Raw genomic sequence first — 19,008 nt, 5'->3', positions numbered from 1 at the left:
CAAAGAGGCTTTTTTTTTATCGTTTAGTGACATTTGTTAAAATATCAGGAAAATAGGAATCGGATAAATTTCCAAATTCATCTCCGCGCATAAAGATATTACTATCCACATCAGCAAAACTTTTCTTGCCTGCTGCTGCTAAAAGTTCATTTGCAGAGTGCAAAGTATTTTTGTGAAAATGATAAACACGATCTGATTTATCAGTAACTACCAAGCCTTTCATAAGCATTTTATTTTGTGTTGCAACTCCGGTTGGGCATTCGTTATTATGACAACGTAATGCCTGGATACAACCCAATGAAAACATAAAACCGCGAGCACTGTTACACATATCTGCACCCAACGCGATAGCATGTAAAATTGAATAACCTGATATGATTTTTCCGCTGCCAATGATTCGAATTTTATCACGAATATTCAAGCCTATCAAGGTTTTGTTTACAAAAATCAAGGCAGGTTCAAAAGGCATTCCAACACCATCAGCAAATTCCAGAGGTGCAGCTCCGGTTCCGCCTTCAGCACCATCGATAGTTATAAAATCAGGATAAATATCCTCCGCGATCATCTCATGGCAAATAGCTTCAAATTCAGCGGTATTCCCAATACATAATTTAAATCCGATAGGTTTTCCGTTTGATAATTGACGCAGTTGCGCAATAAAATGGATAAGTCCTTTAATATCTGAAAAAGCGTGGTGTCCCGGAGGAGAAAGAATCATTGTGTGTGGTTCAACGCCTCTTATTTTTGCAATTTGTTCCGTATTTTTAGCAGCCGGAAGTACACCTCCGTGACCTGGTTTTGCACCTTGGGAAAGCTTAATTTCGATCATTTTAACATTTGGAAGATTCGCTTTTTCTGAGAATTTTTCAGGACTGAAATTTCCTTCCGCATCGCGGCATCCAAAATATCCGGTACCAATTTGCCAGGTAATGTCACCACCACCGGCAAGATGAAATTCGGTTAATCCGCCTTCTCCAGTATTTTGATAGAAATTTCCTTTTTTAGCACCAATATTTATGGCACGAACCGCATTTTCGCTTAATGAACCAAAACTCATCGCAGAAACATTAAATAAAGAAGCTAAATAAGGCTGTTTACAATCTTTTCCTCCTACTAATACACGAGGTAATTCTTCGTTTACTGCTGCCGGAAAAATAGAGTGTTTTATTCCTTCGTAACTATCGTGGTTTAGATTTTGCTGCGTTCCAAAAGGGGTACTTGAATCGATGTTTTTTGCCCTTTGATACACTAAAGAACGTTGATTTCTTGAAAAAGGTCTTCCGTCTGTAGATCTTTCGATAAAATATTGCTGAATTTCAGGTGCAATCATTTCAAATAAATATCTGAAATAACCCAAAACAGGAAAATTTCTTAAAATGGCATGTTTTTTTTGAAGGATGTTATAAAACCCAACAACTAATAATATCGGAATAATAATAACGAGTAAGAAACCACGCTTCGTATAAAAATAAATTGTAGCAACAATTAGAAGCAATAAGAATCCGTAGATGAAGAATTTTTTTCTCATGTTCGTGAAAAATTAAAATGTAATACTTTTATAATTAGTTAAACCGAAGGCGAACATATACATGCTTAATACCTTTTTTGTCTGATTCTCTTTCGTCGATTTCAAGAATATCAGTTAGCGATTTTAACATTGGTGTAAGTTTGGAGAAACCATAATTTCTTGGGTCAAATTCAGGTTTTTTCTTTACAATTAAGTTTCCTACATCTCCTAAAAACGCCCATCCGTCATCATCCTCAATGTCTTCAATTGTGGCTTCTATCAAATCAATGGTTTGCTTGTCTATTTTGTGCAATGCTTTTTCAGCAGGTTTTTCAACAGGTTTTTTAGCATCGGTTGTTGTCGTTGTTTTTGGTTTTTTCTTTTGGATTGCTCCGTCTAAAACCTCAATATAAATGAATCTGTCACAAGCAACGATAAAAGAATTAGGTGTTTTCTTTTCTCCAATGCCAATTACTTTCATGCCGGATTCTCTTAATCGAATAGCCAAACGAGTAAAATCACTATCACTCGAAACAATACAAAATCCATCCAGTTTTCCTGAATAAAGTAAATCCATAGCATCAATAATCAAGGCAGAATCTGATGAGTTTTTACCTACGGTGTAACTATATTGCTGAATTGGGGTTATGGCGTGTTCTAATAAAACGGCTTTCCATCCATTAGAATTTGGTTTTGTCCAATCCGCATAAATGCGTTTAGTGGTTGGGGTTCCAAATTTTGTTATCTCTTCCATCATACCTTTTACATTACTGTAAGGTACATTATCGGCATCAATAAGAACAGCGAGTTTTAGATCTTTAGAGTTGCTTAAAGGCATTTTTTAGGTTTTACAAAATTATATTCTACCAAAGGTAAAACTAAAATTGGTTTTAAATTCACTTGATATATAATTTCATGTTTTTTAAGATTTAAATTATTCTCGTTATAAATAAGCAGTTTGTCACGTAAAATTAATTAAGGATAAATTTGTCTTTTAATATGTGTTTGTATACATTTGTAATGAATTTAATCTATTGTTATGTTTTCAAAAGCGTGCGAATATGGTATTCGAGCCTCTATATTTATTGCTGCTAATTCGTCTAAAGGAATCAGGGTAGGAATAAAAGATGTAGCTAAAGAAATTGATTCTCCGGAACCTTTTACGGCCAAAATAATGCAGATTTTAACGAAAAGCAATATTATAGGTTCGGCAAAAGGAGTAGGAGGAGGATTCGAAATTTCTACAGAAGCCTTAAAGTCTATAAAATTAATTAATATCGTCGATGCCATCGATGGAGATACTATTTATAAAGGCTGCGGAATAGGGTTAAAAGAATGTTCTGAGGTTCATCCTTGTCCTGTGCATCATGAATTTAAAAAAATACGCGAATTACTCGTAGCAATGTTAACGAATACTTCGCTGGAAGAACTAGCTTTAAGCATAAAATCAGGAGATTTTCATTTGAAAATATTAAATAAAAACGAATAAATATTATAATTTAAATACGTAGAAATGAACAAAAAAGTTAAAATTTCGGCTATTGTACTATTAGGAATGTTAGCAATAACATCGTGTGGAAAAAAAGATACTACTACAACTGAGTCGTCAGAAATTAATCAAACAGAAGATTCTGAATCACAGGCAGAAGTTGTCAGCAATGATTTGGTTATTGAAGGTAATGACCAGATGCAATTTAATAAAGCAGAATTAAGAGCTACTGCCGGAAAACCTATTACCTTAACGCTAAAACATGTTGGTCAGATACCAAAGGAAGCGATGGGGCATAATCTTGTTATTTTACAAGAAGGAACAGATGAAGCTGCTTTTGCTGCAAAAGCTATTACAGCCAAAGAAACAGATTATATTCCTGCTTCTGAAAAAGTTTCGATTATAGCTCATACTAAATTACTGGGAGGCGGAGAAGAGGATACTATTCAGTTTACAATTGATAAAAAAGGGACATACAATTTTTTATGTACTTTTCCAGGGCATGTAGCCATGATGAAAGGTGTATTAATTGTTGAATAAATAATAAGCTCTAATGCTGTTTACAGGTTAGAGTTTTTTAATGAAGAAATAAAAGACAAAATTATCTTTTATTAAAAATGAATAATAATAAATTAAAAAAAAAATGGAAAATTTAAAAAATAAAACAATTGGATCATTTGTAGCACAAGATTTTAGAACAGCTGCAGTATTTACTAAATATCAAATTGATTTTTGCTGTAAAGGAAACAGGATCCTTACCGAAGTATGTGAAAAACAAAATATTGATTCAGATGTTTTGGTGCAAAACCTGATTGATGTTTTAGAATCTGAAAATAGTAACGGAATAGATTTTAATTCATGGCCATTAGATTTATTGGTTGATTATATCGAAAAAACACATCATCGTTATGTTGAAGATAAATCGATTATCCTGAAACAGTTTTTAGATAAACTTTGCAAAGTACATGGTGATGCTCATCCTGAATTATTCAGAATAAATGAACTTTTTACAGCAGGTATCGGGGAATTGGCACAGCACATGAAAAAAGAGGAATTAATGTTGTTTCCTTTCATAAAAAGAATGGTAAAAACTAAAGAAGAACATGGAATCCTGACTCAGCCTTCTTTTGGTACTGTATCTAACCCAATCGCGATGATGATGCAGGAGCATGATAATGAGGGAGATCGCTTTAGGGAAATTGCCAGTATAACCAATAATTATACTGCACCAAGTGATGGATGTACGACTTATAAAGTAACTTTTGCAATGCTAAAAGAATTTGAAGAAGATTTGCATAAACACATTCATCTTGAAAATAATATTCTGTTTAATAAAGCAGTTGTTCTGGAAGAAGAATTTGCTTAAGAAATAATAATAATTTAGAATAAATGCACTAACTAAATCATGCTAAAAACGGATTGTAGTTGGTGCATTTTTATTTAAAAACAAATGAGAGATTTATTTAAAATAAACACCGTTGAAAGTTGGGTATTATGTTGTTTTTTCAATTTTTTAATAGCCTCAATTATGGGGTTATTGATGCGATTTGTAACACTATTTCATTTTAGTAGTATAAATTATAGTTTCCTGCTTCATGCACATTCACATGTAGCGATGCTAGGTTGGGTTTATATGACAATTTATGTTTTAATCGTTTACTTATTTATCCCGAAAGATAACCCGAAAGATAAAAGGTGTAAACCCATTTACAATCAATTATTCTGGATAACGGAGTTGACTGTTATTGGTATGATGATTTCTTTTCCTCTTCAAGGATATGCTTTTTTTTCGATTGTATTTTCAACAACGCATATTTTATTAAGTTATGTTTTTTGCATATTGGTCTGGAAAGATACTTACAAGGAGAAAACTCCGGAAAGTAAACTTTTATCAGCTGCTATTTTATTCATGGTTTTTTCAACTTTTGGCGTCTGGTGTTTAGGACCGGCATTAAGTATGCTGGGGCAACAAAATGCATTTTATCAAATTGCAATTCAATTCTTTCTGCATTTTCAGTTTAATGGATGGTTTTTATTTGCTGTTCTTGCTTTGTTTTTAAAACAAGCTAAAAGAAACCTGAAAGAAGAGATGTTTAATAAATTCTTTGTTTTATTAATACTATCAACGTTTTTAACAATGGCGCTTCCAGTAAGCTGGTATGTTAAAAACGAAATGCTAAAATGGATTAATATTTTTGGAGTTTTATTACAAATTTTAGCTTTTGTGTATTTCTATAAAATGGTTAAACCTCATTTGTCCTATTTTAAAAGCAATTTAAATACAACAACAAAATATATTTATGGTCTGGTTTTATTTTCGTTAGTTTTAAAAATAGGTATTCAATTATTAAATTTAATGCCTGATCTTGCTGAAGTTTCTCATCAAATCAGAAATTTTGTAATTGGATTTATTCACTTAACTGCGCTTGGTATTATTACCGGAATTTTATTTGGAGTATTAATTGAAAATAAAATACTGGATAATAAATATAAAATACTGCGTTACGGAATTAAAACTTTTATTCTGGGATACAGCATGAATGAACTTTTACTTTTTGTTCAGGGCGGGCTTTTTTATTTAGGCTGGGGAAAGCTTTTCGGATATTTTGAAGGAATATTTATTGCAGGAGTTTTGATTGTAGTGAGTATAATGTTGATTATGATTTCAATTTTAAATAAAAAACAAGAGTCAATTTATTAAAATCTACTCTTGTTTTGAACTAATCAACCTATTTAAATTTTTTTAGCTTCCTTATTTATTGTTTCAACTGTTTTTTTATTATTTACTGCCAGGCCTTCTTGTTGGTATATCAATTCTCCGTCAGGATTAAAGACACTTATAATGTTAGAATGAGAGAATTCCATAGGAGATATTTGTTTGTAATTAACAGCTAAAACTGCCGCAAATTCCCTTGTATTATCTTCTGTAGAACGCAATAAAATCCAGGGATCGTTATTGAGCTTATTGGCCATTGCAAATGATTTTAATTTCTGTGGCGTATCAGTTACAGGATCAATACTGACTAAAATAAGTTTTACATTTTTTTTAGTGTCTTTATCCAGTTTTTCCTCAATTGCTCTCATATCTGCTACTAATCTGGGACAGGCTGCTTTACACGAAGTATAAATCATTACCATAACAAGAACATTTCCTTTTAAGCTCTTTAGCTCAATGTTTTTACCGTTCTGATTGGTCCATTTTGATGGTAGATTGTAGATTGATAAATCAGTAATTGGTTTTTCTTTTGATGCGGCGGCAGTGACTTTTGGTTCTTTGCAACTTTGCAGGTTTAAAGCGATTAAAAAAAGTGCCAGTATTATTTTTTTCATTTTAGATATTTAAAATTATTTTTTTGTGTTGCCTGCACATCTAAACCCCAGATTTCTTGTTGAATATTGTGCTTTAAGACTGCCTCTAAAAGCATAACGCATAAAAGCGGCATAATTCATTAAGTCTGTAGCGTTGACAGATGCACCGCCGCAAAACAGGTTTTTATCATCACTTTTATCTTTTCTGGATTCTCCGGATAAAAAAATGCTGTTAAAGTCAGCTGTCCATTCCCAGACTAAACCATGCATGTCATAAACTCCCCAGTGATTTTTGAAAGTTTTTCCAACCGGATTTTCGTAGGTTTTAGATTTTTCATACCATGACAAAATGTATTTATTGAATTCTGTTTTAGTTCTCGCATCAATTTTCTTTTCATCTGCCATCGCCACATATTCCCATTCGTCGATGGTTGGTAGCCGTTTTCCCTGACATTCGCAATATTTTTTAGCAGCAAACCATGAAATGCCTGTTACCGGTGATTTAGGATTTATATTTCCAAAATCAAAATCGCTTTCCCAATAAGACAGATAACTTTTGTCTGCAAAAATTCCTTTTATTTTAGATTTGCTAAAACCTGGGTTCTTTTTTATGAAAATTAAAAAATCACTATTTGTAACAGGATAGATATCTATAAAAAAGGTTTTTACGTTTACTGGTTTTTTTGCAGTAGTTCCATAAAGAGGAATAAAAGATCCCTCTCGTATTTGAACCATTTTATTTTCCTGTGCGCTCATCAATCCAGTCAGAGCGAAGAAAAGTACCGCTATTAAAATACCTTTATACATATTGGTTGATATTATCGCAGGGATTTTACCATTTCTGGTGTAACAACTGTTTTATTGTTTCCCCAACTGTTATATATATAGGTCATAACATTTGCAATTTCATCATCAGATAAATTTTGGCTCGGCATTATGTTATTAAATTTTTGACCATTTACTGTAATTTCACCAGTTAAGCCATGCAATATTGTTTTGATTGCCCTTTTTGAATCTGCATTTAGATAATCTGATTTTGCAAGAGGAGGAAAACTATTCGAAATTCCTTGCCCTTCAGATTGGTGACAGGCAAAGCAAGTAGTTCCAAAAATCTCTTTGCCAATTTTTATTCTTTCTGCTGCAGTTCTTTTTGGTGTAATTGTTTTTGAAGACTCGCTTACCGGCATGTTTTGAATTGTTCCTCCTTCCGGCAAATAAATTCCTTCCTGAATTGTTCCGGAATAAATATTTTTGTTTTCAGCACCTTCGACTTTTAAGATTCCCAGAGCGCCTTTGTTGAATGCTCTAAAAATGGAGTGATCAACTAAAATGAAATTACCGGGAGTTTCTACTTTAAAATCTACAATCGCAGCACCTCCGGCAGGGATTAAGGTAGTTTGAACATTTTTATTGATAAGTGCACCGCCTTCTACATGAACATTATCAAAGATTTCTCCAATGACATGAAAAGACGAGACCAGATTTGGACCACCGTTTCCAACAAACAAACGAACCGTTTCTCCCACTTTTGCAGTAAGCTCATTTCCGTTAGTAAGGGAACCTACTTTTCCGTTAAAAACAACATAATCAGGAGTTTCTTTAACAGCTTTAGTCATATCAAAAGGCTGATGACCCTTTGCTCCATATTCGCCTTGAGTATAAAAATCACCCTGCATTACATAATATTCTTTGTCAACCGGAGGTAATCCGCCTTCAGGTTCAACCAGAATCAAACCGTACATTCCGTTGGCAATATGCATTCCAACAGGAGCAGTTGCACAATGATATACATATAAGCCAGGATTAATTACCTTAAAACTAAATACTTTTTCGTGACCAGGCGCTACTAATGATGAGGTTGCACCACCGCCAGGACCTGTAACAGCATGCAAATCGATATTGTGGGGCAATTTATTATCCGGATGGTTTTTTAAATGAAATTCGACTTCATCCCCAACTCTTGTCCTGATAAAACTTCCGGGAACAGATCCGCCAAATGTCCAGTAGGTATACGTTACACCATCAGTCATTGTTGCTTCCTGCTCCTTAATTTCCATGTTGATTTTTAGCTTCATCGCTGTTCTGTTTCCAACTGGTTTAGGTACTAATGGAGGAGAGGTTAATTCGGCTTGCATTTCTCCTTCAGTTACGATGTCAGAATAATTAGTTTTTTCTTTCTCACATGACATCAGCAAGAGGAAAAACAGAACAAACAGAGAGGCTTTAATTTTAATAATATACTTTTTTTTCATAATAAATGGTTTTTGTTTTAGTTTTTGAATCTGAAGTAAATTTAAAAGACAATTTTATCTTTTATTATGATAAAAGTCATTTTTCAGCTGCTTTTGATTGATTATATTCAGTTTTAAGGATATTGATTTGATAATTCCTTACGTTAAATACGATAAGTTTATACAATAAAAACGGCAGAAAATGGGGATTCAGAATATTTTTCAATAAAAATAATTGGCTGACTCTATTTTAGAATAATAATCATTATTTTTGCACCCTGTATAAAATAAAATTATTACTTCAAAATATATTTATGGTAAAAGATTTATTCGAAAGAATTCAGAACAATAAAGGACCATTAGGAAAATGGGCTTCACAAGCTGAGGGGTATTTTGTATTCCCAAAATTAGAAGGAGAACTTGGTCCAAGAATGCAATTTGGTGGAAAAAATATTTTAAACTGGAGTTTGAATGACTATTTAGGACTTGCAAATCATCCTGAAGTACGTCAGGCCGATATTGATGCTGCAACTCAATTTGGAGCAGCTTACCCAATGGGAGCGCGTATGATGTCAGGTCATACAAAATACCACGAGCAATTAGAAAATGAATTAGCTGAGTTTGTAATGAAACCGGCAGCATATTTATTGAATTTTGGATATCAGGGAATGGTATCTACTATTGATGCTTTAGTTACTAAAAATGACATTATTGTTTATGATGTAGATTCTCATGCTTGTATTATTGATGGTGTTCGTTTGCACATGGGTAAACGTTTTACATACAAACACAATGATCTTGAAAGTATGGAAAAAAACCTGCAACGTGCTACTAAAATGGCAACAGAAACAGGTGGTGGAATTCTTTTTATTACCGAAGGTGTTTTTGGAATGAGAGGACAACAAGGTAAATTGAAAGAAATTGTTGCTTTAAAAGAAAAATATAATTTCCGTTTATTAGTAGATGATGCACACGGTTTTGGTACACTTGGTAAAACAGGAGCCGGAGCAGGTGAGGAGCAGGGAATTCAGGATGGTATTGATGTTTATTTCTCTACTTTTGCAAAATCAATGGCTAATATTGGAGCTTTTGTAGCTGGTGATCAGGATATTATTGATTATTTGAAATATAATTTACGTTCTCAGATGTTTGCAAAAGCATTACCAATGATTCAGACAATTGGTTCATTGAAACGTTTAGAATTATTGCGTAATCACCCTGAATTGAAAGATAAACTTTGGGAAAATGTAAATGCATTACAAAACGGATTGCGTTCAAGAAACTTTAATATTGGTGACACAAATACTTGTGTAACACCAGTTTATTTAGAAGGAAGTGTTCCTGAAGCAATGGTTATGGTGAATGATTTAAGAGAAAACTACGGTATTTTCTTGTCTATTGTCATCTATCCGGTAATTCCAAAAGGAATTATTTTGTTAAGAATGATCCCTACAACATCACATACTTTAAGTGATATTGATGAAACGTTAGTAGCATTTGAAGCAATTCGTGAAAAACTGGAAAATGGAACTTATAAGGAAATTGCAAGCAGAACTAAAGTTGATTTAGACGCTTAATTTCTTCAAAATAGATTCCTAATATGGGAATTATGTAAAAAAATCCATTCGTTATGCGAATGGATTTTTTTTATTTAAAGTAATTTTATATCAACTAATTTTAAAAACAAAAGAACATGAAGAAAATACTGGCCTTTACAATTATTACTTTAAGTGTTTTTGCTTCTTGTAAAAAAGATCAAGTTGCAGAACCGGTAGAAATTACACCAAAAGCACCAAAAGAAGCCCAAATCCTTGAGCCATCAGGAGATCAATGTTATGCATCGACTGGTGCTAATAAAATTGAACTAAGTTATAATGTAAACTCGCATCAGGAAGTAAATGGAAAATTAAGCTATAACATAGCTGGGAAAGATAAAAATGAAGGAACTTTGATAGGGAATATGAAAGGTGATACTTTAATTGCTGATTATACTTTTATGTCAGAAGGAGTTTCATCTATTAGGGAGGTTGCTTTTATTGAAAGAGAAGGTATTCTTTATGAAGGATATGGTGATGTTGTAGAAGCAAATGGCAAAGTTTCCTTTAAAGATAAAAAACTACTGAAATTTGATCAAAAAAATACATTAACAAAAGTTGATTGTAAAGCAGAATAAGTTTTCTGTTATTATTTATATTAAAAAATCCATTCTTTGGGGAGAATGGATTTTTTAGTTTTGTTGATCATTTTAATTAAAGATATTTCAGATAAGTCTTTCTCTGACAATGAATTTTTGGGTCAAAGTTTTTCCATAATAAATGGATAGCAGTATTTTCAGCCAGTTCTGGAGTTCTGATACAAGTCTGAATTCCCTTTTCGGAGAAAGTTTTGTAATATTCGTCAAAAATAATAGCCGTAACTCCTTTGTTTTGATAATCCGGATGTACTCCGATGAGGTAAAAAACAACATCTTTGCTCTTTTTTCGGGCTTTTAATAAATGAAGAAACCCAAACGGAAACAGTTTGCCTTTTGCTTTTTGCAATGCCTCAGAAAAACTTGGCATTACGATACTAAAAGCGATTAATTTATCGTCTTTATCAACTACAAATTTGATATATTCAGGATTTATAAAACTGATGTATTTCTTCTTGAAATATTCTTTCTGAACATCTGAAATTGCTACAAACGAAGCTAATTTTGCATACGATTCATTAAACAAATCAAACATTTTGTCCACATGTGGCATAATATCTTTTGTTTTAGTGAATGTAAGCGATTTTAAGCCATATCTCTTTTTGATTAATTCCTGTGCTTTAAGGAAAAACTCAGGTTTAACATTTGAGAACGGAAAAACACTTTCGATATATTCCTTTTCTACCTGAAAACCTAACTGTTCAAAATGAGTAACATAATAAGGATTATTGTACCATGTAATCATAGTTCCCATTTGGTCATAACCTTCTGTAAGTACACCAACTTTATCTAAATTAGAAAATCCCATTGGACCTTCAACGTGTTCAAGATTGTTTTGTCTGCCCAGTTCATATACTTTTTCTAAAAGTGCTTTTGTTACTTCGATATCGTCGATGACATCAAACCATCCGAAACGAACTTTTCTTTTATGCTGATTGTTGACTTCAGACCAATTAATGATTGCCGTAATTCTGCCAACAATTTTATTGTCTTTATAAGCCATATAAAAATAGGCTTCAGCATTATCAAAGGCAGGATTTTTTGTTTTATCAAATGATTCAAGTTCATCTGCAATAATTGGCGGAACCCAATATGGATTGTCTTTATAGAGTGAAAATGGAAATTTGATATAATCGGTTAATTCCTTTTTTGTTTTGGCTTCTTTAATTGTAATCATCAAGATTGTGTATGAAATATCTCTTTATTTAGAGAGGTTATTATTAATTATTATTCGTATTTAGATTTACGTTTTCGTTCTTTTTCCTGATAATCGATTTCTCTTTGTTCCATCTGATTATCTTTATTCTTTTTTGCTTTTTCCTTACCTTTAAATTCCATTTGTTTCTCTTTATAACTTGCGTCATAACGCCATGAAACTCCAACTCCTCCATAAAATATAGAAGGTGTATTTTTAAAGTTGGTACTTAATGAGGCATCAACCTGAAGATTAGGATTAATTAAATAAGCAGCTCCGCCACGAACAATGGCATCACTGTAAAAATCACTTTTGTAGCCTTGATTTTCAACAAAGCCAGACCATTTATCATTAAATCCGTGTGTTAAAGTTAAAACATAACCATAACTAGGGTAATCTGTTGTGATATAATCGGCAATAATGTTGGTTACAAAAACCCATTTCCCGCCTCCAAAAAGATTTTGTGTAATCAACATTACTTTAGGAGATATACTGGATTCAGGAGAGAATGAGTATGGATTATCAGCACCAACAAAATTTGCTCCGGCAAAAACGGATACGGCAGGAATTAATTCATGCCAGTTAAAACTATGATTGGCTTTATAGCTGTAAATATTAGCTTCTTTTTTGTAGTTTTTATAAGGATCGTAGATCAGATATTTAGCTCCAAGAACTGTCTGTCTAAAGTTGTTCTTTTTGTAACTTGTATATGGAGTGTCGAAATTTTCCATTTGGTATTGCAAATCAAGCACAAACTCCAGTTTTTCTAGAAATGCACCATAACGTAAGGTTAAATCAGTACCAAAACCACTTCCGTCATAATCTAATAAATCGTGTTTTTCTTTTATACCGTAAACACCAAGCTCTGCCTGAATAACTGATTTACCAACTGCATACGCAGACATTGTCTCGCCTGGACGATTGGAGTTGATTACATCAGTATACTGTGCGAAAAAAAATTGAGGAACTAAACAAAGAGCTGTAATAAAAAAGTTTTTATTTTTTAACATAAATGTTTTTTTTGATTAAAAAGTAATAACGCATTTCAAATGTACTATATTTTATTATTTATTTAAGATTGATATTTTAATTTTAAACAATGGATTTATTAATTTTGGAAAAAAATTATATGATCATGCAAGAAGCATCTTTTACAAATTTGTTTAAAACGATAATGTGGATTATTGCGTTTTATTATATTTTTAAATTTTTAGCCAAAATCTTTTTACCGGTATTAGTAAAAAAAGCCGTTGAGAAAGCTGGTGAGAATTTTCAGAGACAACAACAATATACTCAGGATAATACATGGCAAAAAACGCGTACAAATAATGATGAAATCATTATAAATACCGCTAATGCAAAAAATCCCCGCGAAACCAAAAAAGTCGGCGATTATGTTGATTACGAAGAAATAGATTAAGTTTGTGACCTAGAGTTACAGGATTCATCATTTAACCAAACCAGCCTAAATTGAAAATAGTAAATAAGTTCTATCCGCACGCCCTTGTTATATTGGGCTTTATTCTCGTTTCTTTAATTTATTTTTATCCTGTATTACAAGGAAAACAAATTTTCCAGTCGGATATTGCTCAATATACCGGAATGGCAAAAGAACAGAATGATTTTAGAGCTACAGAACATTCTGAGCCATATTGGACAAATTCTGCATTTGGTGGTATGCCAACCTATCAATTAGGGGCAAATTATCCTAACGATTATATAGGTAAAATAGACGATGCTTTGCGTTTTTTACCGCGTCCGGCAGATTACCTGTTTTTATATTTCTTAGGTTTCTACGGATTATTATTAGTTTTAAAAACGGATCCTTTAAAAGCATTTATTGGTGCAATTGCCTTTGGTTTCTCTACCTATTTAATTATTATACTTGGTGTTGGCCATAATGCAAAAGCACATGCAATTGCTTATATGCCACTTGTTATTGCCGGTTTTATACTGGTTTTTCAAAAAAAATATATTTGGGGAGGTTTGCTCACCATGTTTGCGGTTGCGTTAGAGATTAATGCGAACCACTTTCAAATGACCTATTATTTATTGATATTCTTATTGATACTTTCGGGTTATTTTGCTTTTAATTTTATTAAAGATAAACAATACAAACCACTGTTAACCGCTATTGGAGTTTTGGCAGTAGCCGGAATTTTTGCTATTGGTGCCAATGCTACTAATTTAATGGCGACCAGTGAGTATGCTAAATTTAGTACACGTAGCAATAGTGAGCTGACTTTTAATCCTGACGGATCTAAAAAGGTAAATGAAAATGCTTTAAGCCGTGAGTATATTACAGAATACAGTTACGGAATTCCTGAAAGTTTTAACTTAATTGCTCCAAGGCTTTTTGGAGGTTCCAATCATGAGAATGTTGGAACTGATAGCCGTATGTATGCATTTATGCTTGAACAGGGAGTGCCATCAGAGCAAGCACAGGATTTTGTATCCGGAATGCCAACCTATTGGGGAGATCAGCCTATTGTTGCCGCTCCTGCATATATTGGAGTTGTCGTTTTCTTTTTAGGAGTTTTAGCATTGTTTATAGATGATAGAAAAATAAAATATGTATTCCTTTCAGGTGCATTAGTAGCGTTAGTGCTTTCATGGGGAAAAAACTTTTCGTTATTAACAGATTTCTTTATTGATTATGTACCTATGTATGATAAGTTCAGAGCAGTTTCATCTATTCAGGTTATTCTTGAATTGTGTTTTCCTGTTTTGGCTATAATGGGATTACAATCTTTCTTTAAAGCAAAGGATGAACCAAAATTACAACAGAAAGCATTAATACAAACAGGAGTTTTTGGTATAGGAGTTATTATAATTTTGGTATTTGCTAAAAGTATGTTCCATTTTACAGGAAGCAGTGATAACTATTTTTTAGACAGCTACGGACCAGCTTTTGTTGATGCATTAAAAGAAGACAGAATGACTTTATATTCTGCAGATTTGTTGCGTTCGGGTTTCTTTATTGTATTGACTTTTGGAATATTATGGTTATTTATTAAAAATAAACTAGCTCAAAATACCACTTTGATTATCGTTGGGATTTTAATGATTTTCGATTTATTTTTTGTGGATAAGAAATATGTTTCGGCTAAAGATTTTGTGAGTCCGGTACAAATTGCATCTCCGTTTCAGGAAACACCATCTGATGCGCAGATATTAAAAGATACAACTCATTACAGGGTTTTTGAAGTAAGCGGAAATATGTCCAGTGCGCGTGCATCTTATTTTCACCATTCGCTTGGCGGATATCATGCAGCAAAACCTAGAAGAATGCAACAGTTATTTGACTACCAAATTGCAAAAAATAATATGGAAGTTCTGGATATGTTAAATGTAAAATACATCATTCAAACGGATAAAGAAGGAAAAGAATTCCCAACCGTAAACCCGAATACAAACGGAAATGCCTGGTTTGTAAGTACCGTAACATTGGTTAATAAACCAGACGATGTCATGAAAGCTTTAGATCATATCGATACTAAAAAAGTGGCCGTTTTCAATGTTCGCGAGCATGAAGGAAAATTTAAAAGTGCCCGTTTAAAAAAACAATGGGATACAACCGGAACTATAAAAGTGGTGCAATACAAGCCAAATTATATCAAGTACAAAACGGATAATAAGAAAGACGGTTTAGCTGTTTTCTCTGAGATCTATTATAAAAATGGCTGGAATGCTTATGTTGATGGTAAATTAACGAACCATTTCCCGGTTGATTATGTTTTAAGAGCAATGGAAGTTCCGGGAGGAGCACATATTATCGAATTTAAATTTGAACCTCAGGTGGTAAAAACCGGAAGCACTATAACTTTGGCCAGTTCAATAGGTATGTTATTCCTTTTGATTGGTGGGATTTATTTTGAAAGAAAGAAGTCTGGTGAACAGTCGCGATAATCAGTCTCAGTCTCAGTTTTAAGAATGTTTTCGAAATTTATTAAAATTATTGTTGTTATTTTCTTAGACTTAGCGGTATATATTTTCTGTGGAGTTTATTTGATGGGATATGATGATTTTTATGAGGAAAGCCAAGGCAAATATTTTAGTTTGTCAAGTATGGAAACCAAATTTAAAATTGTATGGATTTTTTTAAATTTTTGGCAAGTCTTAAATTGTTTTCTCTTGTTCTATATTTTATTTAAAGGATATGAGAAATTTGCTTTAAAATAACTTCTAAATTTGCACTTTTAAACTATTAACAATTTTTCCTTGGAACCAAAGAAACTCTTAATCATTACTTATTATTTTCCACCTGCTGGAGGACCTGGTGTGCAACGCTGGTTAAAATTTGTAAAGTATTTGCCTGAATTTGGTGTTCAGCCGATTGTTTATGTTCCGGAAAATCCAACTTATCCCATTATTGATGAAGGATTGGTAAATCAAATTTCTGATAAGGTTATTGTTCTTAAAAATAAAATTTGGGAACCGTATCAATTAGCATCCATCTTTTCGAAAAATAAAACTAAGAAAATCAGTTCCGGAATTTTTCCTCACAAGAAAAAACAGACTTTTTTAGATAAAACTTTTTTATGGGTCCGCGGAAATCTTTTTATTCCTGATGCCCGTGTTTTTTGGGTAAAACCATCTGTATCTTATCTTCAAAAATATATTAAGGAAAACAATATTGATACTATTGTCACTTCAGGGCCGCCACATAGTTTGCATTTAATAGGTTTAGAGCTAAAAGAGAAGCTAGACGTAAAATGGTTTGCTGATTTCCGCGATCCCTGGACCACAATAGGATATCATAAAGCATTACGTTTATCCGGTTATGCTGCAAAAAAGCATAAAAGTTTAGAGCATAAAGTATTAAATACTGCAGATACTATTATTGTAACGAGTAAAACTACTAAAGTAGAATTTCAGGCAATTACAAATAAGCCAATTTCGGTAATTACCAATGGTTATGATATCGAAAATGTAGAAAAACAAACTCTGGATACTAAATTTACGCTCGCCCATATCGGATCTTTTTTATCCGATAGAAATCCTAATTTTTTATGGGAATGTCTGGTAGAGTTGCTTCAGGAAATTCCTGATTTTAAATCGCATCTGGAAATTAAACTCATAGGAGCAGTAAGTCAGGAAGTTTTAGACTCTATTACAGCATTTGATTTAAAGGATTACTTAAACCTCCTTGGATATGTTTCGCATCACGAAGCAATTGCACATCAAAAAAAATCTCAGGTTTTACTTCTGATAGAGATAAATTCTGAAGATACTAAAAGTATTATTCCCGGTAAATTGTTCGAATATATGGTCTCTAACAGACCAATAATTGCTATTGGTCCGGATGGATCTGATTTTGCAGATATTGTAACAGAAACTAATACAGGAGTATTTTTTGATTATTCTGAAAAAGCGAAGCTAAAAAGTGTAATTTTGGACTTTTATAATCAATTTCTGGAAGGCAAATTACAATCTCATGGCGTTGGTTTACAACAATATTCAAGAAAAAGCCTAACTAAGCAATTGGCGCAATTGATTAGTGAATCATAAGATTGCAATAATCTAAAATCATAATCTAAAATCTAAAATCCAAACATGGGTATTGTTTTAAATCAGTCTTTCAAAAATACAATTATAACTTATATTGGTTTCGCTATTGGAGCCATTAATACACTTTATTTGTATCCAATTTACCTGGGTGCAACGTATTATGCATTAACAAATTACATTCTTTCTGCTGCAAATGTTATTATGCCCCTCTTTGCTATAGGAATGCAAAATACACTGGTCAAATTTTATTCCCAATATAAAACCGAAGAAGAAAGAGAGCAATTTTTATCCTTTACTGCATTATTTCCTATCCTGATGTGTATTCCGTTAGGTATTATTGGAATCTTTTTCTTTGATGATATAACTGCATTTGTAACGAAGAAAAACCCCGTTGTAAAAGAGTTTATGTTCTTAATTCCGTTTGTGGGAATTTGCATGGCGTATTTTGAGATTTTCTACGCTTGGGCAAGAGTTCATATGCATTCTGTTTTTGGAAATTTTATAAAAGAGGTGGGACTAAGATTGGTTTCTACTATCGCTTTGGTAGGTTTGTATTTTAAATGGATGACCCTTATTCAGTTTGTTTATTTTACGGCAGGAATTTATTTTGTAGCATTTTTGGTTACCATGTTTTATGCCTTTTATATCAAGAAACCTAATTTTCAGATTACAATACCTGAGAATGTAAAGAGTGTTATGGAATATACTTTCTTTATTATTCTGTCTGGAAGCGTTGCCAATTTACTTTTGGATGGCGATAAATTGATACTGAATCAATATATGGAAATTGAGAATATTGCCTACTATTCCGTGGCAACCTATATTGCTTTGGTTATTTCAGTTCCAAGTCGTGCAATGCATCAAATCGTGTATCCGATTACGGCGAAATTAATGCACGAAAACAAACATGATGAATTGAATATTTTATACAAAAAAACATCAATAAATCTTCAAATTGTAGGTGGTTTTGTAATGTTGTGTATTTTCGTCAATATTGATCAGCTTTACGAAATAGTTCCTAAAGATTACAGAGGAGGTATTCCGGTTGTTTTTATGATTGGTTTATCAAAATATTTTGATTTGATTTTAGGAAATAACAATGCGATCATTTTTAATACAAAATATTATCGCACAGTTTTATTTTTAGGATTAGGATTAGTTGTTTTGACATTTGTGTTAAATATAATTTTCATACCACATTTTGGTATTATGGGTTCTGCATTTGCTACACTATTATCGATTACTTTCTATAGTTTGGCGAAACTGCTTTTTGTAGTAAAAAAACTTGATTTGTATCCGTTTACAATACAAAATTTATATTCTTTGGGTGTTACGACAGTTCTGTTTTTAATGTTTTATTTTTGGGAATTTCCCTTTTATCCCTTAATTGGTATTGCCTTAAAATCTATTCTGGTTACGATTGTCTATATCTATTTAAATTACAAGTTTAATATTTCTCCGGATATTAATAAGGTAATCGATATGCTTTTAAGAAAAGTAGGTATAAAAATTTAGTACGATTTTATTGAGAAAACCTAAAGTAATTTAAATTTGAATCTATTTTGTTTTTATATT

Annotated in this window: 17 protein-coding genes; 10 read left to right on the top strand and 7 right to left on the bottom strand. The window is 32.4% G+C overall.

Going from position 1 to position 19,008, the window contains the following annotated elements:
* Positions 1 to 16: 16 nt before the first annotated feature.
* Complete coding sequence (locus tag BXU01_RS03710) at positions 17 to 1,528, bottom strand: FMN-binding glutamate synthase family protein (RefSeq protein WP_083691746.1); 1,512 nt, start codon at positions 1,526 to 1,528, stop codon at positions 17 to 19.
* A gap of 34 nt (positions 1,529 to 1,562) precedes the next feature.
* Positions 1,563 to 2,345: an NYN domain-containing protein gene (locus BXU01_RS03705; RefSeq protein ID WP_083691745.1), complete on the bottom strand. Its 783-nt coding sequence runs from the start codon at positions 2,343 to 2,345 to the stop codon at positions 1,563 to 1,565.
* Between the two features lie 201 nt (positions 2,346 to 2,546).
* Between BXU01_RS03705 and BXU01_RS03700 the strand changes: the two genes are divergently transcribed.
* The 4 genes from BXU01_RS03700 to BXU01_RS03685 all read left to right on the top strand — a co-directional run bounded on the left by BXU01_RS03700 (position 2,547) and on the right by BXU01_RS03685 (position 5,697).
* Positions 2,547 to 2,996: an Rrf2 family transcriptional regulator gene (locus BXU01_RS03700; protein WP_083691744.1), complete on the top strand. Its 450-nt coding sequence runs from the start codon at positions 2,547 to 2,549 to the stop codon at positions 2,994 to 2,996.
* 24 nt (positions 2,997 to 3,020) lie between these two features.
* A complete protein-coding gene (gene azu / locus BXU01_RS03695) occupies positions 3,021 to 3,536 on the top strand; it encodes an azurin (RefSeq protein WP_083691743.1) in 516 nt (171 codons plus the stop codon).
* Positions 3,537 to 3,639: 103 nt separating this feature from the next.
* The gene (gene ric, locus BXU01_RS03690) at positions 3,640 to 4,362 is read left to right on the top strand and encodes an iron-sulfur cluster repair di-iron protein (protein WP_083691742.1); all 723 of its coding nucleotides are present in this window, start codon (positions 3,640 to 3,642) and stop codon (positions 4,360 to 4,362) included.
* Positions 4,363 to 4,446: 84 nt separating this feature from the next.
* Positions 4,447 to 5,697: a hypothetical protein gene (locus tag BXU01_RS03685; RefSeq protein WP_083691741.1), complete on the top strand. Its 1,251-nt coding sequence runs from the start codon at positions 4,447 to 4,449 to the stop codon at positions 5,695 to 5,697.
* Between the two features lie 32 nt (positions 5,698 to 5,729).
* On the opposite strand, the gene BXU01_RS03680 is transcribed toward BXU01_RS03685, so the two are convergent.
* Genes BXU01_RS03680 through nirK form a run of 3 tightly spaced genes read right to left on the bottom strand, consistent with a single transcriptional unit; the run spans position 5,730 to position 8,557 of the window.
* Positions 5,730 to 6,326 (bottom strand): SCO family protein, encoded by a 597-nt coding sequence (locus tag BXU01_RS03680; RefSeq protein WP_083691740.1) that lies wholly within the window; start codon positions 6,324 to 6,326, stop codon positions 5,730 to 5,732.
* Positions 6,327 to 6,341: 15 nt separating this feature from the next.
* Positions 6,342 to 7,112 (bottom strand): formylglycine-generating enzyme family protein, encoded by a 771-nt coding sequence (locus BXU01_RS03675; RefSeq protein ID WP_083691739.1) that lies wholly within the window; start codon positions 7,110 to 7,112, stop codon positions 6,342 to 6,344.
* A gap of 11 nt (positions 7,113 to 7,123) precedes the next feature.
* The gene (gene nirK, locus BXU01_RS03670; RefSeq protein WP_083691738.1) at positions 7,124 to 8,557 is read right to left on the bottom strand and encodes a copper-containing nitrite reductase; all 1,434 of its coding nucleotides are present in this window, start codon (positions 8,555 to 8,557) and stop codon (positions 7,124 to 7,126) included.
* Positions 8,558 to 8,850: 293 nt separating this feature from the next.
* Here nirK and BXU01_RS03665 point away from each other — a divergent pair, with 293 nt between their 5' ends.
* Positions 8,851 to 10,113, top strand: coding sequence for a pyridoxal phosphate-dependent aminotransferase family protein (locus BXU01_RS03665; protein ID WP_083691737.1), 1,263 nt, complete (start codon positions 8,851 to 8,853; stop codon positions 10,111 to 10,113).
* 116 nt (positions 10,114 to 10,229) lie between these two features.
* Positions 10,230 to 10,709, top strand: a complete 480-nt coding sequence (locus BXU01_RS03660; protein WP_083691736.1) for a hypothetical protein — start codon at positions 10,230 to 10,232, stop codon at positions 10,707 to 10,709.
* A 76-nt stretch (positions 10,710 to 10,785) separates the two neighbouring features.
* Here the strand turns inward: BXU01_RS03660 and BXU01_RS03655 are convergent, their stop codons facing one another.
* Both BXU01_RS03655 and BXU01_RS03650 read right to left on the bottom strand, forming a co-directional pair.
* A complete protein-coding gene (locus tag BXU01_RS03655; RefSeq protein WP_083691735.1) occupies positions 10,786 to 11,904 on the bottom strand; it encodes a GTP cyclohydrolase in 1,119 nt (372 codons plus the stop codon).
* 50 nt (positions 11,905 to 11,954) lie between these two features.
* Positions 11,955 to 12,932, bottom strand: a complete 978-nt coding sequence (locus BXU01_RS03650; protein WP_083691734.1) for a transporter — start codon at positions 12,930 to 12,932, stop codon at positions 11,955 to 11,957.
* A gap of 89 nt (positions 12,933 to 13,021) precedes the next feature.
* Here BXU01_RS03650 and BXU01_RS03645 point away from each other — a divergent pair, with 89 nt between their 5' ends.
* The 4 genes from BXU01_RS03645 to BXU01_RS03625 all read left to right on the top strand — a co-directional run bounded on the left by BXU01_RS03645 (position 13,022) and on the right by BXU01_RS03625 (position 18,948).
* The gene (locus BXU01_RS03645) at positions 13,022 to 13,342 is read left to right on the top strand and encodes a DUF4834 family protein (protein WP_083691733.1); all 321 of its coding nucleotides are present in this window, start codon (positions 13,022 to 13,024) and stop codon (positions 13,340 to 13,342) included.
* 50 nt (positions 13,343 to 13,392) lie between these two features.
* The gene (locus tag BXU01_RS03640; protein WP_083691732.1) at positions 13,393 to 15,831 is read left to right on the top strand and encodes a YfhO family protein; all 2,439 of its coding nucleotides are present in this window, start codon (positions 13,393 to 13,395) and stop codon (positions 15,829 to 15,831) included.
* Positions 15,832 to 16,143: 312 nt separating this feature from the next.
* On the top strand, positions 16,144 to 17,433 hold the full coding sequence (locus BXU01_RS03630) for a glycosyltransferase family 4 protein (protein ID WP_083691730.1): 1,290 nt from the start codon (positions 16,144 to 16,146) through the stop codon (positions 17,431 to 17,433).
* 45 nt (positions 17,434 to 17,478) lie between these two features.
* Positions 17,479 to 18,948: an oligosaccharide flippase family protein gene (locus BXU01_RS03625; protein ID WP_083691729.1), complete on the top strand. Its 1,470-nt coding sequence runs from the start codon at positions 17,479 to 17,481 to the stop codon at positions 18,946 to 18,948.
* Positions 18,949 to 19,008: the final 60 nt, after the last annotated feature.

Source organism: [Flexibacter] sp. ATCC 35103, from assembly GCF_001975985.1.
GTDB lineage: Bacteria > Bacteroidota > Bacteroidia > Flavobacteriales > Flavobacteriaceae > Flavobacterium.
Note: the sequence above shows the minus strand (reverse complement) of the source record. Positions and strands in the feature narration are given on the sequence as shown.

Excerpts from the sequence above, each read along its gene's own strand:
- BXU01_RS03710 (WP_083691746.1), bottom strand. The coding sequence starts at position 1,528 with ATGAGAAAAAAATTCTTCATCTACGGATTCTTATTGCTTCTAATTGTT.
- BXU01_RS03705 (WP_083691745.1), bottom strand. The coding sequence starts at position 2,345 with ATGCCTTTAAGCAACTCTAAAGATCTAAAACTCGCTGTTCTTATTGAT.
- BXU01_RS03700 (WP_083691744.1), top strand. The coding sequence starts at position 2,547 with ATGTTTTCAAAAGCGTGCGAATATGGTATTCGAGCCTCTATATTTATT.
- azu (WP_083691743.1), top strand. The coding sequence starts at position 3,021 with ATGAACAAAAAAGTTAAAATTTCGGCTATTGTACTATTAGGAATGTTA.
- ric (WP_083691742.1), top strand. The coding sequence starts at position 3,640 with ATGGAAAATTTAAAAAATAAAACAATTGGATCATTTGTAGCACAAGAT.
- BXU01_RS03685 (WP_083691741.1), top strand. The coding sequence starts at position 4,447 with ATGAGAGATTTATTTAAAATAAACACCGTTGAAAGTTGGGTATTATGT.
- BXU01_RS03680 (WP_083691740.1), bottom strand. The coding sequence starts at position 6,326 with ATGAAAAAAATAATACTGGCACTTTTTTTAATCGCTTTAAACCTGCAA.
- BXU01_RS03675 (WP_083691739.1), bottom strand. The coding sequence starts at position 7,112 with ATGTATAAAGGTATTTTAATAGCGGTACTTTTCTTCGCTCTGACTGGA.
- nirK (WP_083691738.1), bottom strand. The coding sequence starts at position 8,557 with ATGAAAAAAAAGTATATTATTAAAATTAAAGCCTCTCTGTTTGTTCTG.
- BXU01_RS03665 (WP_083691737.1), top strand. The coding sequence starts at position 8,851 with ATGGTAAAAGATTTATTCGAAAGAATTCAGAACAATAAAGGACCATTA.
- BXU01_RS03660 (WP_083691736.1), top strand. The coding sequence starts at position 10,230 with ATGAAGAAAATACTGGCCTTTACAATTATTACTTTAAGTGTTTTTGCT.
- BXU01_RS03655 (WP_083691735.1), bottom strand. The coding sequence starts at position 11,904 with ATGATTACAATTAAAGAAGCCAAAACAAAAAAGGAATTAACCGATTAT.
- BXU01_RS03650 (WP_083691734.1), bottom strand. The coding sequence starts at position 12,932 with ATGTTAAAAAATAAAAACTTTTTTATTACAGCTCTTTGTTTAGTTCCT.
- BXU01_RS03645 (WP_083691733.1), top strand. The coding sequence starts at position 13,022 with ATGGATTTATTAATTTTGGAAAAAAATTATATGATCATGCAAGAAGCA.
- BXU01_RS03625 (WP_083691729.1), top strand. The coding sequence starts at position 17,479 with ATGGGTATTGTTTTAAATCAGTCTTTCAAAAATACAATTATAACTTAT.